Origin of the sequence: Winogradskyella sp. HaHa_3_26, assembly GCF_019278425.1 — a bacterium.
Lineage (GTDB): Bacteria > Bacteroidota > Bacteroidia > Flavobacteriales > Flavobacteriaceae > Winogradskyella > Winogradskyella undariae.
Genome location: NZ_CP058981.1, coordinates 2,127,909 through 2,142,365, shown reverse-complemented (window position 1 = coordinate 2,142,365; position 14,457 = coordinate 2,127,909). Strand labels below are relative to the sequence as shown.

Annotated in this window: 17 protein-coding genes; 7 read left to right on the top strand and 10 right to left on the bottom strand. The window is 31.4% G+C overall.

What is annotated here, in order from left to right; translation table 11 throughout:
* Positions 1 to 396: 396 nt before the first annotated feature.
* Positions 397 to 2,613, top strand: a complete 2,217-nt coding sequence (locus H0I32_RS09265; RefSeq protein ID WP_179313568.1) for a TonB-dependent receptor — start codon at positions 397 to 399, stop codon at positions 2,611 to 2,613.
* On the opposite strand, the gene H0I32_RS09260 is transcribed toward H0I32_RS09265, so the two are convergent.
* The gene (locus H0I32_RS09260) at positions 2,610 to 3,041 is read right to left on the bottom strand and encodes a hypothetical protein (RefSeq protein ID WP_173586212.1); all 432 of its coding nucleotides are present in this window, start codon (positions 3,039 to 3,041) and stop codon (positions 2,610 to 2,612) included. The genes H0I32_RS09265 and H0I32_RS09260 overlap by 4 nt on opposite strands.
* A 367-nt stretch (positions 3,042 to 3,408) precedes the next feature.
* Between H0I32_RS09260 and greA the strand changes: the two genes are divergently transcribed.
* The gene (greA, locus tag H0I32_RS09255; RefSeq protein WP_173586211.1) at positions 3,409 to 3,882 is read left to right on the top strand and encodes a transcription elongation factor GreA; all 474 of its coding nucleotides are present in this window, start codon (positions 3,409 to 3,411) and stop codon (positions 3,880 to 3,882) included.
* Positions 3,883 to 3,964: 82 nt separating this feature from the next.
* Positions 3,965 to 4,354 (top strand): HIT family protein, encoded by a 390-nt coding sequence (locus H0I32_RS09250; protein WP_173586210.1) that lies wholly within the window; start codon positions 3,965 to 3,967, stop codon positions 4,352 to 4,354.
* A gap of 2 nt (positions 4,355 to 4,356) precedes the next feature.
* Here H0I32_RS09250 and H0I32_RS09245 read toward each other — a convergent pair whose 3' ends face one another.
* Positions 4,357 to 4,713, bottom strand: a complete 357-nt coding sequence (locus H0I32_RS09245; RefSeq protein WP_173586209.1) for a hypothetical protein — start codon at positions 4,711 to 4,713, stop codon at positions 4,357 to 4,359.
* Positions 4,714 to 4,965: 252 nt separating this feature from the next.
* Positions 4,966 to 6,120, bottom strand: a complete 1,155-nt coding sequence (locus H0I32_RS09240; protein ID WP_179313569.1) for a sensor histidine kinase — start codon at positions 6,118 to 6,120, stop codon at positions 4,966 to 4,968.
* Positions 6,121 to 6,243: 123 nt separating this feature from the next.
* Between H0I32_RS09240 and H0I32_RS09235 the strand changes: the two genes are divergently transcribed.
* The 3 genes from H0I32_RS09235 to aat all read left to right on the top strand — a co-directional run bounded on the left by H0I32_RS09235 (position 6,244) and on the right by aat (position 8,388).
* Positions 6,244 to 7,113 (top strand): flavin reductase family protein, encoded by an 870-nt coding sequence (locus H0I32_RS09235; RefSeq protein WP_173586207.1) that lies wholly within the window; start codon positions 6,244 to 6,246, stop codon positions 7,111 to 7,113.
* A gap of 45 nt (positions 7,114 to 7,158) precedes the next feature.
* A complete protein-coding gene (locus H0I32_RS09230; protein WP_173586206.1) occupies positions 7,159 to 7,536 on the top strand; it encodes a DUF3127 domain-containing protein in 378 nt (125 codons plus the stop codon).
* Positions 7,537 to 7,749: 213 nt separating this feature from the next.
* Complete coding sequence (aat, locus tag H0I32_RS09225; protein WP_173586205.1) at positions 7,750 to 8,388, top strand: leucyl/phenylalanyl-tRNA--protein transferase; 639 nt, start codon at positions 7,750 to 7,752, stop codon at positions 8,386 to 8,388.
* Here the strand turns inward: aat and H0I32_RS09220 are convergent.
* A complete protein-coding gene (locus H0I32_RS09220) occupies positions 8,369 to 8,932 on the bottom strand; it encodes a DNA-3-methyladenine glycosylase I (protein WP_179313570.1) in 564 nt (187 codons plus the stop codon). The genes aat and H0I32_RS09220 overlap by 20 nt on opposite strands.
* A gap of 78 nt (positions 8,933 to 9,010) precedes the next feature.
* On the opposite strand from H0I32_RS09220, the gene H0I32_RS09215 reads away from it, so the two are divergent.
* Positions 9,011 to 9,625, top strand: a complete 615-nt coding sequence (locus H0I32_RS09215) for a thioredoxin family protein (protein ID WP_179313571.1) — start codon at positions 9,011 to 9,013, stop codon at positions 9,623 to 9,625.
* 95 nt (positions 9,626 to 9,720) lie between these two features.
* Here the strand turns inward: H0I32_RS09215 and H0I32_RS09210 are convergent, their stop codons facing one another.
* The 6 genes from H0I32_RS09210 to H0I32_RS09185 form a co-directional block, all read right to left on the bottom strand.
* The gene (locus H0I32_RS09210) at positions 9,721 to 10,329 is read right to left on the bottom strand and encodes a hypothetical protein (protein ID WP_173586202.1); all 609 of its coding nucleotides are present in this window, start codon (positions 10,327 to 10,329) and stop codon (positions 9,721 to 9,723) included.
* Positions 10,330 to 10,534: 205 nt separating this feature from the next.
* Positions 10,535 to 11,233, bottom strand: coding sequence for a tRNA pseudouridine(55) synthase TruB (truB, locus tag H0I32_RS09205; protein WP_179313572.1), 699 nt, complete (start codon positions 11,231 to 11,233; stop codon positions 10,535 to 10,537).
* Positions 11,233 to 12,024, bottom strand: coding sequence for an undecaprenyl-diphosphate phosphatase (locus H0I32_RS09200; protein ID WP_179313573.1), 792 nt, complete (start codon positions 12,022 to 12,024; stop codon positions 11,233 to 11,235). The genes truB and H0I32_RS09200 overlap by 1 nt, the downstream gene beginning before the upstream one ends.
* Positions 12,025 to 12,080: 56 nt before the next feature.
* The gene (locus H0I32_RS09195; protein ID WP_173586199.1) at positions 12,081 to 12,344 is read right to left on the bottom strand and encodes a DUF3098 domain-containing protein; all 264 of its coding nucleotides are present in this window, start codon (positions 12,342 to 12,344) and stop codon (positions 12,081 to 12,083) included.
* 95 nt (positions 12,345 to 12,439) lie between these two features.
* Positions 12,440 to 13,465, bottom strand: coding sequence for a TlpA family protein disulfide reductase (locus H0I32_RS09190; protein ID WP_179313574.1), 1,026 nt, complete (start codon positions 13,463 to 13,465; stop codon positions 12,440 to 12,442).
* A gap of 18 nt (positions 13,466 to 13,483) precedes the next feature.
* Positions 13,484 to 14,362 (bottom strand): cell division protein FtsX, encoded by an 879-nt coding sequence (locus tag H0I32_RS09185; protein WP_173586197.1) that lies wholly within the window; start codon positions 14,360 to 14,362, stop codon positions 13,484 to 13,486.
* Positions 14,363 to 14,457: the final 95 nt, after the last annotated feature.

Below are 14,457 nucleotides of genomic sequence, written 5' to 3'. Positions count from 1 at the left end.
AAAAATCATAAATCCTTTCTATATTTGCAGCGTTCTCAAAAAAGGGGTGCTAAAATGAGTTGGCAGTCGAGAGTAAAAAGTTAAACGTAATTCCAGAAAACGATCAACCTTTTACAAAAGACCACTAACTTTTCAAGCTGAGATCATACCCATTGAACCTAGAACAGATAATGCTGTTTAGGAAACGAGCATAAAAAATATCTCATCGATATTTTGGCAAATGCTATACGGTTATCAATGTCATTTTACTTCTGATTTTTATGCGGCATTTGTTTTACGTGCTTAATTTCAAAATAAAATAACATTTTCCATATTGCAGGAGTCTAAAGCTCAACATAACTAATTATTAACCAAGAATAATGACCTCTTTTTATTCGATTATAATACTATAGTCGTATGAAAAACCTATTCAACAATCTCTCAAAAACAAGTAGACAGAGGTTGTCAATTTCCATTTTTTTATTAAGTGTTTGCTCCATTTATGGACAAGAAAAACCACAAGATTCTACTAAAGTTGAAAAACTAGATGAAGTTCTAGTAAAAGCTGTTAGAGTAGATGCCAAATCACCAATTACACACTCTAACATTGACAAGGAAGCATTAGCCAAACGAAATTTAGGTCAAGACCTTCCTATGTTACTTAACTTTTTGCCTTCGGTTGTTACCACTACAGATGCTGGTGCAGGTGTAGGATATACGAGCATAAGAGTTAGAGGTGTCAGCTCGCAATCTACTAATGTTACTATTAACGGAATACCATATAATGATGCGGAATCTCAAGGTACATTTTGGGTAAATTTAAGCGATTTTGCCTCTTCTACAGAAAGCTTACAATTACAACGAGGAGTCGGAACATCTACCAATGGCTCTGGTGCTTTTGGTGCAAGTATTAATGTATTAACAGATGCGGTATCTAAGGAAGCTTCTGGTGAGATTTCAAACTCTTACGGAAGCTATAACACTAGAAAACATACTGTAAAATTTAGTACCGGACTTATGAATGACCACTTCGAAATTGCTGGTCGTTTATCTAATATTGCTTCTGACGGTTATATAGATCGTGCATCATCGGATTTAAAATCATACTTTTTACAAGGTTCTTATGTAGATGACAACACCTTAATTAAAGCTATTGCTTTTGGAGGAAAAGAAGTGACATATCAATCTTGGAATGGTTTAGAAGATTTAGACAAGCTAGAGAATGATAGAACTTACAACTCTGCCGGAGAATATAACGACGCCAATGGTGACCCACAATTTTATGATAATGAAGTAGATTATTACAATCAAGATCATTACCAATTACATTGGGACCAACGTTACAATAGCCAATGGTCAACTACTCTAGGCTTAAACTACACTTATGGTCGTGGATATTTTGAGCAATATAAGGAAAACCAAGATTTTGAAGATTATGGTTTACAACCTCTTGCTTTTGGAACGGAAACCGTAAACACAACAGATTTAATCCGTAGACGTTGGTTAGATAATGATTATTATGTAGCTAATTTAAATGCGAATTATAAAGATGATAATCTAAATTTAATTTTTGGAGGTTCATTTAGTCATTATGACGGTGATCATTTTGGTGAAATTATTTGGGCAGAATTCGCAAGTCAATCTGAAATCAGAGACCGCTATTATGATGGTAATAGTTTAAAAAATGATTTATCTTTTTTTGCAAAAGCAAATTACCGCTTAAATGAAAAAATAAGTTTATACGGAGATTTACAAACGAGAAACGTAACCTATAAAACAACAGGAACAACATCTGATGTTGTAGAATTTGCGATTGATAAAAACTTTTCTTTTTTCAATCCAAAAGCTGGTATTACATACGATGTAAATACAGATAACAGCCTATATTTTTCTTATGCAAGAGCAAACAGAGAAGCTAACAGAACGGATTTTGAAAACAATAGCGATATAAAACCAGAACAACTTAATGATTTTGAATTAGGCTGGAGACATAACAAAAACAACTTCACATTTAATGCTAATGTATATTATATGCAGTATAACCAACAACTGGTTTTATCTGGCCAATTAGATGATGTAGGAAATCCTATTAGAACTAATAGTGGTAAAAGTTACCGTTTAGGTTTAGAATTAGAAGCTATAATTCCTGTTACTCCAAAGTTAACATTACAACCTAACGCAACATTAAGCACTAATAAAAATAATGAAACTGTTATTTCTTTTGATGGCGCAGTTCAAAATTTAGGTGAAACAGATATTTCATTCTCGCCTAGTTTAGTTGCCGCTAATGCAATTGTTTTTCAACCTATTAAAAACCTTCAAATGTCTTGGCTAAGCAAATTTGTTGGCGAACAATATATGGGAAACACTGAAGCAGATCGTTCTAAATTAGATAGTTTCTTCACTAATGATTTCAACATTAACTATACTTTAAAAACAGAATCTATTTTTGACTCTATTGTTTTTTCAGGCTTAGTTAACAACATCTTTAACGTAGAATATGTATCTAACGGATATTACTATACTTATGATGACGACTGGTCTAACCCAGGAAGCATTACAACTATAGAAGGAGCAGGTTTCTACCCACAAGCAACCACAAATTTTTTAGTTGGTGTTACAATGAATTTTTAATTACTAATTAAATAAACATTATCACTGATGGTTTCAACTCTGTATGGTTTTAACGTACAGGGTTGAGGATCATCATTAAGTGCCGTACCCGTAATTAAACTATATTCATTACCATCACCACAACCACAAACGGCATTTAAACCTACAATTTCTAAAGTAGAACATGAAGAAGACACATGGTTAGGATCTGCACCATCCCATGCTAAAAGTGAATTACTCCCCGCTCTTACCAAAATAATACCATCATTACCATAATTTGATACTCTAACAGCATTAACAGGAAACAATAGTTGGTTATACTGAGGAAGATTAAGATTCACCGTTAAATTAACACCAACATCTAACAAATAATTACAATTATAATCCGTGTCATTTTGGCTACAGCCTAAAACAACCACACTAACGAGTATTAAAAATATTTTTTTCACAGGTTTAATTTATTTTATTAAGGATTTGAAATTTAATGACTTAAAAATAAAAATATTTAAAAGCCGCAAGAACACTAACATCCCACTTTATTTTTTGACGTATTCATATTTATTATGAATTTCACCTTAAAATTCCAAGTGGCAATTTACTATTAATTCAACAATACCGTAAATATTTTATATATTTGCATAGTAATCTCGTCAGCGCGAGGTTTTTTTTATGCTAACATTATAATTATATTATAACAAACTTCTAAGAAGAATATTATTTCTACTTCTATTTTAGAGCCTGTCTGCTTTCCAGACAGGCTCTAAAATAATAAAGAATTCACCTTTTAGAATTTGTTATACTTAAAACGATTAAATTATGAGTAAAGTATCTTATTACACAGCTGAAGGTTTAAAAAAATTTAGAGATGAGTTAAACCAACTTAAAGATGTGGAACGCCCAAAGGCATCTCAAGATATTGCAGACGCAAGAGACAAAGGAGATTTAAGTGAAAATGCAGAGTACGATGCTGCAAAAGAAGCACAAGGTATGTTAGAAATGAAAATTTCTAAAATGGAAGAAATTTTATCTGGTGCAAGAGTTATAGATGAGTCTCAGTTAGATTTAACTAAAGCTTTGGCACTTTCAAAAGTTAAAATTAAAAACCAGACTAACGGCATGGAAATGACCTATACTTTAGTTGCGGAAAGTGAAGCTAACTTAGCCTCAGGTCGAATTTCTATAAATTCACCAATCGGAAAAGGGTTACTAGGAAAATCAGTAGGAGATGTTGCTGAAATAAAAGTCCCAAACGGTGTAATGAAATTTGATATATTAGAAATTTCTAGATAACAAAAACTAAAGTTATAATACAAAAAGATTCCTGTTTTTCAGGAATCTTTTTATATTTATAGAACTTAATATTGATTAGGATATGGCTACAATTTTTACAAAAATAATCTCAGGAGAAATCCCTTCGTATAAAATCGCAGAAACTGAAGAATTCTATGCGTTTTTAGATATTAACCCTAACTCTAAAGGCCATACGCTTTGTATCCCTAAAAAGGAGGTTAACAAAATTTTTGATTTAGATGAAGCGACCTATATCGGTTTAATGAAATTTTCTCATCGTATAGCTATAGCTTTAGAAAAAGCAATTCCTTGCAAACGAATTGGAATGACTGTTATTGGACTAGAAGTACCGCATGCACATGTTCATCTAATTCCATTACACGCTATGGAAGACGCACTTTTTTCTAATAAACAAAAATTAGAGTCTGAAGAATTTGAGGCTATTGCAAAGAAAATCTCTTCTTTCTTATAATTTTAGATTGAAATAATTTTTGCTACAAATAAGATTGTTGTAATCAACAAAACAACACCTAAAACAATTAAACCCCAAGCAATAGGTTTTAGCTTTGTAGATTTAGGTCTAATTTTAAGTCCTCTTTTGTGGTAATCTACCACGCGTTCTATATCCTCAGTCCATCGTATGGGAAAAATTGGCATTTCACAATTAAGACATCGTATATCACTAGTCGTTTCGTCTGTAAGCGCTTTATAGAATTGAGTTTCAATTAGCTTTTGTTTTAACGTGAGCACTAGGCTATCGTTAGAATAACATTCAGGACAGTTATTACCTATCCTAGCTTCTTTTAAAGTGAAATATTTTGACGAATTCATGCCCCAAATTTAAACTAAATTTTGAATTATTCTAGTTTAAAAACTTTCATCTACTTAAGCAATAGCGAGCATTCTGTAAGTATCCCTTTCAATTCTATAAACCCATATTCTCTGATAACCAACGTCATTATTAAAGAATTTAAACATCTTTGACTTCTGTCTTAAAATGATTTTCCTTGATTATTTTTTTTGAAAAAAATGTTAAGATCAATTAATTTAAAAACCACAAGTCCTTTTCTAATTAAAAATGAATTAAACCTGCTTTAGTATTATTTGTATAGTGGTTCCCTTCCCTATTTCGGAAGTCAAAACTTTTATTTTACCATTGTGGTAATCTTCAATAATTCGTCTAGATAATGACAAACCAAGTCCCCAACCTCTTTTTTTGGTGGTAAAGCCAGGTTCAAATATTTTATTAAAAGATGATTTAGCAATCCCTTTTCCGGTATCAGAAATATTAATGAAAATTTGTCGTTCAAGCTGTGTAAGTTCTACTTTTAAATCCCCTTTGCCCTTCATGGCATCAATGGCATTTTTCACTAAATTCTCTATCGTCCAACTAAAAAGTTGTTCATTTAGATTCACTTCTATTTTTCGCTCAGGAATTACTATTTCAAAATTAATTAACTTAGAAGATCTTGATTTTAAATACTCGTAAGAAGACTGAGTAACTTCTACAATATCAACATTTTTAAGCTTAGGAATAGAACCTATTTTACTAAAGCGTTCTGTAATTGTTTGAAGACGGTCAATATCCTTTTCAATTTCTAAAATATACTCGGGATTAACATTTTCCATCTTTAAAATTTCTGTCCATCCCACAAGTGAAGACAAAGGTGTTCCTATTTGGTGCGCCGTCTCCTTTGCCATACCTGTCCAAAGTTTATTTTGTTCTGCTATTTTAGAACTACGATAAAAGAAATAGACAACGGCTGCAAAAAGTAAAATGATTAATAATAAAGCTAAAGGATAATATTTTAGTTTATTTAACAATGGTGAATTTCCGTAATAAATAAGTTGTTTAGAATCAGAATCCATATTGACTTCAATAGGCGTATTTTCATTTTTAAACTGATCTACCAATCGTTTCACATCTAAAGAATCTTTCAACAAAGATTCGTCAATATTAATAGAAGTACTTAAATCTCCGTTTTCATCAATAACTAATACAGGCGTATTTATTATTGTTTCTGTAATAACATGATCTGTAACTATGTTTACTTCATCATTTAATTTAGGTGTCCCAATATCGCTAACTGCAACAGACCAAGTATTCATTTTAGAGCGCTCTTCAACTTTAAAATTTTGAAAAAACGTATAAGTATTCAAAAGAATTAGAGAAATAATAACAAAAGAAGACCCTATTATAACCCAACGTATTACATTTCGGTTTAAACTAAAATTCATTGATTAAGTTTATTTTAATATTAAATATAATGCAAAAGTGTTGAAAATATTGTGCCCTATTCTCTTTAAATACTTTTACTGAAAATTGATTATACTTATATTTACTGAAAATCAGACAAGTACATGATATCATTAAACCCAAAGCATCTTAAAACAGATGTCTTACAAAGCTACTTATTAAGTGCGGTTTCACCAAGGCCTATTGCTTTTGCGAGTACTATAGATGCAAATGGTAATGCTAATTTATCGCCATTTAGCTTTTTTAATGTCTTTAGTACTAATCCTCCAATTTTAATATTTTCTCCGGCTAGACGCGTTAGAGACAACACTACAAAACATACTCTACATAATGTTGAAGCCACAAAAGAGGTTGTTATCAACGTGGTAAATTATGATATTGTACAGCAAATGTCATTAAGTAGCACAGAATACCCTGAAGGAATAAATGAGTTTGAAAAAGCAGGTTTAACCATGTTGCCTTCAGATAATGTAAAACCTTTTAGAGTTGCAGAATCTCCAGTACAATTTGAATGTAAAGTCAATGAAATTATTGAACTAGGAACTGAAGGAGGAGCTGGTAATTTAGTGATTTGCGAAGTGGTAAAACTTCACATTGCAGAAGAAGTTTTAAATGAAGACAAAACCATAAACCAAGAAGCTTTAGATTTAGTTGCAAGAGCAGGTGGTAGCTACTACAGTAGAGCTAAAAATGGTTTTTTTGAGATACCAAGACCGCTATCAGACATGGGCATTGGCGTTGATAATCTACCACATAACATAAAAAACAGTATCATTTTAACAGGCAATGATTTAGGGATGCTTGCCAATGTAAAAGGATTACCTAATACCAACGATGTTAATAAGTTTATTAACAGCATAAGTGACAGGTATCCAAACATAAAAACAGCATCTAATAGAGAAAAACACAAATTAGCACAAAATTATTTGAGCTATGGAGACGTAGAAAGTGCTTGGAAGTTATTACTTTTGTAGCCTCAAAATATTTAAGGATTATAATAAATTATAGATTAAGAAGAAATGGAAGTACAAGGACGAATTAAAATGGTAGGAGAGACTCAAACCTTTGGTAGCAATGGGTTTAGAAAAAGAGAAATTGTTGTAACTACAGATGAACAGTACCCACAGCATATTATGGTGGAATTTGTTCAAGATAAAACAGATTTATTAAATAGCTACCAAGTTGGTCAACAAGTTAAAATTAGCATTAACTTAAGAGGAAGAGAATGGGTTAACCCACAAGGTGAAACTAAATATTTTAACTCAATTCAAGGTTGGAGAATTGAAGCTGCACAAGCTGAAGCTGCAAGCGGAAACATGCCTCCTGTACCTCCAACAGAAGCTTTTGAACCTGTAAAAGATTTAGAAGAAAGTGATAACGACGATTTACCTTTCTAAACGAAAGGATTAAACACATATAAAAAAGACTTGTTTTTCTATAAAACAAGTCTTTTTCTGTTATATAAATTAATAGAAAACAATCTAGATGATTCATAAAGACTTAAAAGTTGGATTTTAAATTTGATTATTATTCTAAGAAAGAATCAACAAAATTCTTTTAGCATCAAGATCTAAACTATTAATTTTAAACATCATTACTTATTTTCGATTATGCACTTTTTAACTCATAAAATTGAATTCCCAGATGTTTCTGAAGCTTCGGAAGATGGTCTCTTAGCTGTGGGAGGAGATTTAACTTCAGAACGTCTAATACATGCTTATTCTAATGGTATATTTCCATGGTATCAAGATGAAGAGCCTATACTTTGGTGGTCACCAGATCCTCGATTTGTTTTACTTCCTAAAGATTTAAAAATCTCTAAAAGCATGAAGCAAATTCTAAAAAAAGAAACATTTAAAGTTACCGAAAACAAAGCTTTTAGAGAAGTTTTAGAAAATTGTGCAGCCACAAAACGAGTAGGTCAAGACGGAACATGGATAACCGAAGATATGATTAAAGCTTACGTTAAACTACATCAATTAGGTTATGCTAAATCTGTAGAAGTTTGGCAAGATGATGTTTTAGTTGGAGGTCTATACGGTATTGCAATTAACGACAAGGTGTTCTGTGGAGAAAGCATGTTTGCTAAAGTTAGTAATGCAAGTAAAGTGGGGTTTATCACTTTTATAAAAAACACGAATTACAAATTAATTGACTGCCAAATTTACACCAACCACCTTGAAAGTTTAGGTGCTAAAGATATGCCAAGAGCTCAATTTATGGAATATCTTAAACCTCTTGATATCTAAAACAAGATACTTCATGATCGTTAACCATACCTGTAGCCTGCATTTGTGCATAAATCACAGTAGAACCTACAAATTTAAAACCACGTTTCTTTAAATCTTTACTGATTTTATCACTTAATTCCGTGTTGCTTGGAGAATCCTTAAAACTTTCAAAGCTATTTTTTATAGGTTTACCATCAACAAAAGCCCAAATGTATTTAGAAAATGAACCAAATTCTTTTTGAATTTCCATAAAAGCCTGCGCATTACTAATCGTTGCTTTTATTTTTAACTTATTTCTAATAATTCCTGCATTTTGCAATAACTCTTCTTCTTTTGAAGCTTTATAGGTTGCTATTTTTTTATAATCAAAATTATCAAAAGCTTTCCTGAAATTTTCACGCTTTCTTAAGATTGTAATCCAACTTAAACCTGCCTGAAAGGTTTCTAAAATTAAAAATTCAAATAATGTCTTGTCATCAAAAACAGGAACACCCCATTCTTCATCATGATAGGCTTCATATAACGTATCACCAACACACCATCCACATCTGCTTTTACTCATCTTGTAAGGAATTAAATTTAGAGCTACTAATGTAACAACTGTTGCACAAAAATAGCAACATATTATTATTTTTGTTATATGGATACAGACACACTTACTTTAAACAATATTATTTCAGAAAGTCTAAAAAATAGTATGACTTATGCTGAATACAGAACTTTAGTAACTTCTTTAGTTGACGAAAAATCAAACACCGGAAGTGAAAAAACAGAAGCATTAGCTGAATACACCCAACTTAATGACAGACGTATGAGACGTTGGGATAAAACAGGAAAAGTTTCTGAAGAAATGAAAAGTAAAATTCAAAATTCTGATAAGAAAATAACTTGGTTGGTTATTTCAGAAAGCTGGTGTGGTGATGCGGCTCATATAATGCCAATTATCAATAAAGTTGCAGAATTAAATGACGCTATTGATTATAAAGTTGTGCTTAGAGATGAAAACGAAGCGCTTATGGATCAATTTTTAACCAATGGAGGTAAAGCGATCCCGAAGCTTGTTATGTTAGATTCTGAAACAAATGAAGTTTTAAATACATTTGGCCCAAGACCAACAGTTGCGACAAAGTTGGTACAAGATTATAAATCAAAACATGGTAAATTAACTCCTGAATTTAAAGAAGATTTACAACGTTGGTACAATAAAGATAAAGGACAATCTACAATTGAAGATTTAGTTAATCTATTAGGTTAATGAACCTTCAAGTTAAAAGTAATTAAGCTATTGTTGGTGTTTTTTTCAATTCTATATAAATGAATACCGACAATAGTTCCATAAAACAATAACCATTATTTTCCCTTAAATAAAAATGTAATGGTTCCTAATTGCTCATTACGATCTGAAGCATTAAACTGCACAGATTCTGCATACGCAATTGCATGCTCTACTAAACATTTGTTATTGGAGTTAGACGAGCCGTTAACTTTGGCATCAAAAACATTACCTACTTCATTTACTTTAATGTTTACAACAATTTTACCACCAACTTCACACAGATAGCGTGGAATTTTATAATGTGATAAAACTCTACCTTTTAAAGAATAAGTAAGTGTACCCTTAGTTTTAGCATGCTCATCTGCCGCTCTTTTATTATCAAGACGTTGTTTTAATTCCTTTTGTAATTTTTTATAAGATTCTGTTTCTTCTGAATTTAAAGCGTAGTCCTTACCATTCTCGTAAGATTTAGAATAGTTTGTCTCCACCAATACCTCTTTACTTGCTTTAGCCGCTTCCATGGCCTTAGTGGTACGTTCAAAATCATTAGTGCTAACCGATTTAAAGTTACGCATCATCTCTTTGTACTCTTGGTCTTCGTTAAAGGCTTTATTTGTAGATTCTGAATTTTGCTCTTCTATTTTCTGAAGGTCTTCTTTAGTTGTTTCAGGCTCGGGATCCATGAGATAATAACTTTCTGTTATTAAATCTTGATGACGTTTAATCTGAAAACTAAACAGGCCAAGAACTACAATTCCCGCTAAGAGAAATGTAATTAATGCTGCTTTATGTTGTTCTATGAAATTCAGTACAAAAAGTTTTAGGCTACTAATATATACGAAAAGAATGAAGAAATAGTCTAAGACAACCTCTTAAACCCGTGTTAAATCAGTCTTTAGAAGGTAAACTTGCAATAAAATCTTCAGGAGTAAGGGCTTCTTCAACTTTAAAATCACCAATACGTGTACGACGTAATTCTGATAAATGTCCACCAGAATTTAAAGCTTTTCCAAAATCATTTGCTAAAGATCTAATGTAAGTTCCTTTACTGCAAACGACTCTAAATTTCAACTCTAAACCATTGATTTCTGTAATCTCAAATTCAGTAATTTCAACTTGTCTTGGTTTTATTTCAACCTCCTCACCTGCTCTTGCAAATTCATATAAACGTTTTCCATCTTTCTTAATGGCAGAAAACACCGGTGGATATTGTTCTATCTTACCTATAAATTGTGGAATTGCATTTTGAATTAATTCCTCTGTAATATGATCTGTGGGGAATGTTTCATTCACTTCTGTTTCTAAATCAAAAGAAGGTGTTGTTCCTCCTATAACAAAAGTTCCTGTATATTCCTTTTCCTGACCTTGAAAAATATTGATTTGCTTAGTCATTTTACCTGTACAGATCACAAGTAAACCTGTTGCTAAAGGATCTAAAGTCCCCGCATGACCCACTTTAATTTTCTTAATACTAAAGGCTTGCCGTATAGACCAACGCAACTTATTAACCGCTTGAAACGATGTCCAAGTTAATGGTTTGTCTATTAATAAAACTTGTCCGTTTTTAAAATCTTCTTCCGTTTGCATTAGCTTAATGACCAGATTATAGCTGCAGTACCAGCAATGACACAATAAATCGCAAAATAACTTAATTTACTCTTCTTTACTAGTGCTATCATCCAAGTACAAGCAAATAAACCTGCTACAAACGCAGCAATAAAACCGACGCTTAAAGCCGTAAAATTAGAACTATCAAAAGTTAATTCTCCTCCTAAAAGATCTTTAGCAATTTTACCAAAAATTAAAGGCACAACCATTAAAAATGAAAAACGTGCTGCTTTTGTTTTATCGTTTCCTAATAAAACTGAGGTAGAAATTGTAGCTCCAGAGCGCGAGATACCAGGTAACATTGCAATGGCTTGAGATACACCAATGATAAAAGCGTTAGAAAACGAGACTTTCTTTTGGGTATCCTTTGCTTTATCTGCTAAGAAAAGTAAAACGGCTGTTACGATAAGCATACAACCTACAAGTAGAATATTGCCATTAAAAAGTTGTTCTAATTCCTCTTCAAAAAAGAGACCAACAATAACTGCTGGCAACATGGATAAAGCAATTTTAGAAATAAACTGAAGATCTTCGTTCCATTCAAATTTCAAAATACCTTTTACAATATCAAAAATATCTTTTCTAAAAATCACCATTGTACTTAATGCCGTAGCAAAATGAAGTACAACCGTAAATAATAAGCTTTCTTTTGGCACAGAATGATCACCAAGTATAGCTTTTCCGATTTCTAAGTGACCACTCGATGATACTGGTAAAAACTCAGTAAGACCTTGAATGATTCCTAAAACAACAGCGTCTATAATTTCCATGAAGCAAAAATATCAAATAAGCGCAGTTTACGCTTTAGAAGTAGATAAAATAAGGATTATTTCTCCGATTTTTTATTCGGATTTAAAAGAATAGCATACACCTGTATACCAAACCCAATTAACACTAAAGTTGGCGCTAAACGAATACGTCTCCAACTGTAAATAGATTCATCAAAGACATTAGGATCATCGCTACCACCACCAGACATAAGGATAAAGCCTATAACAATACATGCCAAGCCTATAAATAAGAATTTATAATTTTTCTTCCCGAAAATGAATTCAGATTTAGAATCGTCCTTACGTTTTTGTTCTCCCATGGTCTTTCTGTTCTACTTTAGTATGCTGCAAAGTAACAGTTTTATTTATAATTGCAGCGTTAAGAGTTTGTGAATTTAATAATGATAAAAAGAATTTATAGTTTACTGTAATAGCTTTCTAATTCTTCAAATGAGTAAAACTTAGTTTTAACTTCTCCTTCAGGACTAATTAAGATATAAGTTGGAAATTCCCAAACATCTAATGCATCAATTAAATCATTCCCTTTTCTAAGTTCCCTATAGTTCTGCCAATTATAATCATGACTCACTAAGTAATCTAACCATTTATCACTTTCTGTATCAATAGAAACACCTACTAATTCAACATTATGATTACTAAACATCTCTAAATTGGCTCCTATTTTTTTATGATCACGTACACAAGGCGGACAATGTACAAACCAAAAATCTAAAAGATAATCGCCTTTATGGCTTAGATCTATTTTAGACACATTCCCTTCTCTATTATAAAATTGAAACGCAGAAAGATCTAAATGTTCTTCTTTAATTAAATTATCTAAAGTTCTATTAACACTAAGCGTGTGTTCTTTTAAAGCTTCGGGTTGTCCTTCTAATACAGACTTAAGATTTATTAACTGAGCTTTATAATTTTTATTTCGCTCTATATAAATAGTGCTTATTTCGTGAGAGAATGGATGATTTAAGTTATCCTTAATGTTTTGTAATAAAAATTTATTCATCCCTGAATCATCAATTTTATCAGATTCTAACTGATGTAATGTTTTATAGAAATCAACAGATTTATAATAGATTTCAGAACCTATTACAGTATCAATTTTAAAAACACCTGAGCTTAATTCAGCTTGAATTTTCAAATCCTCACCGTCAAGAAATATCTTTTTCGAAGATTTTTTACCATCCTTAAAAACATCAATAACATAAGCATCATTAATGGTGTCGCTAAAATTAAAATGATAAGGGTTTCCTGTTTTCGCAATAATGACTTCAGAATTATTATAGCTTACAATTTTAATACTATCAGCTTCTACTCCTTCTTTTATTTCAATAGAAATACGATTAGGATTCCCTTTTTTAAGAGGGTTACAAGAACTGAATAAACAGATTGAAATTATAGAAATAACAAAAAAATAAATCTTCATAAATTGATTATTTATCCCTTAATAATACAACTGATCTGTCTTTAAGTTTAAGAAACGTTGTGTTGCTATAAACGTACTAATCCAAGTAATTACAATACCTAAAAGGAAAATACCTAGAAAAAGCGCTGCGATAGATATCGTATTTTTCAGTAATTCTAATTCTGGAAATGTAAGATCTAAATAGTATAGAACAATCGCCATACCTGCTAAAGCAACTAATGCTCCAATAATACCAAGCTGTACACTTTTCCAAACAAATGGTCTACGAATAAAACGTTTTGTAGCACCAACCATTTGCATAGTTTTAATGATAAATCTTTTAGAGTAAACGGCTAAACGGATAGAACTATTAATTAATAAAACAGCAATTAAGGTAAATAACCCGCTAATAATCAAAACCCAGAAAGTAATTTTCTTAACATTATCATTCATTAATTCTACCAAATCATTATCGTATCTAATCTCTTCAATAAATACTTTATTAGAAAGGCTCTCGGTAATTTCTGCTAACTGTTCTGTAGTTACAAAATCTGCTTTTAAATGAACATCAATCGAATTCTTTAAAGGATTATAGCCTACAAAGTCCATAAAATCTTCACCTGTTTCTGCTTTCATAAATTCTGCAGCTTCTTCTTTAGAAACATAAAGTGCATCTTTGGTATAATCGGCCATTGCTAAACTCTTTTTTAACTGATTAACCTCAACTTCTTTAGCTGTATCATTCAAATAAATAGTCATCACCACTTGTTCTTTAAAGTGATCCGCAACTTTTTTAGAATTGATAACCAAAAGCCCTAAACAGCCTAAAAGAAACAGTACCAAAGCAATACTTATCACCACAGAAACGTAAGACGATATCAGTTTACGTTTTTGATATTTATCAAAAGATGATGCCATAAATGAATTTGAATTTAAGATGTAAAAATAATAAAGAATTTGCTTATGTTGAACATTACAACGTTTAGTTTTTTATTGTGTTGTAATACTGTTAA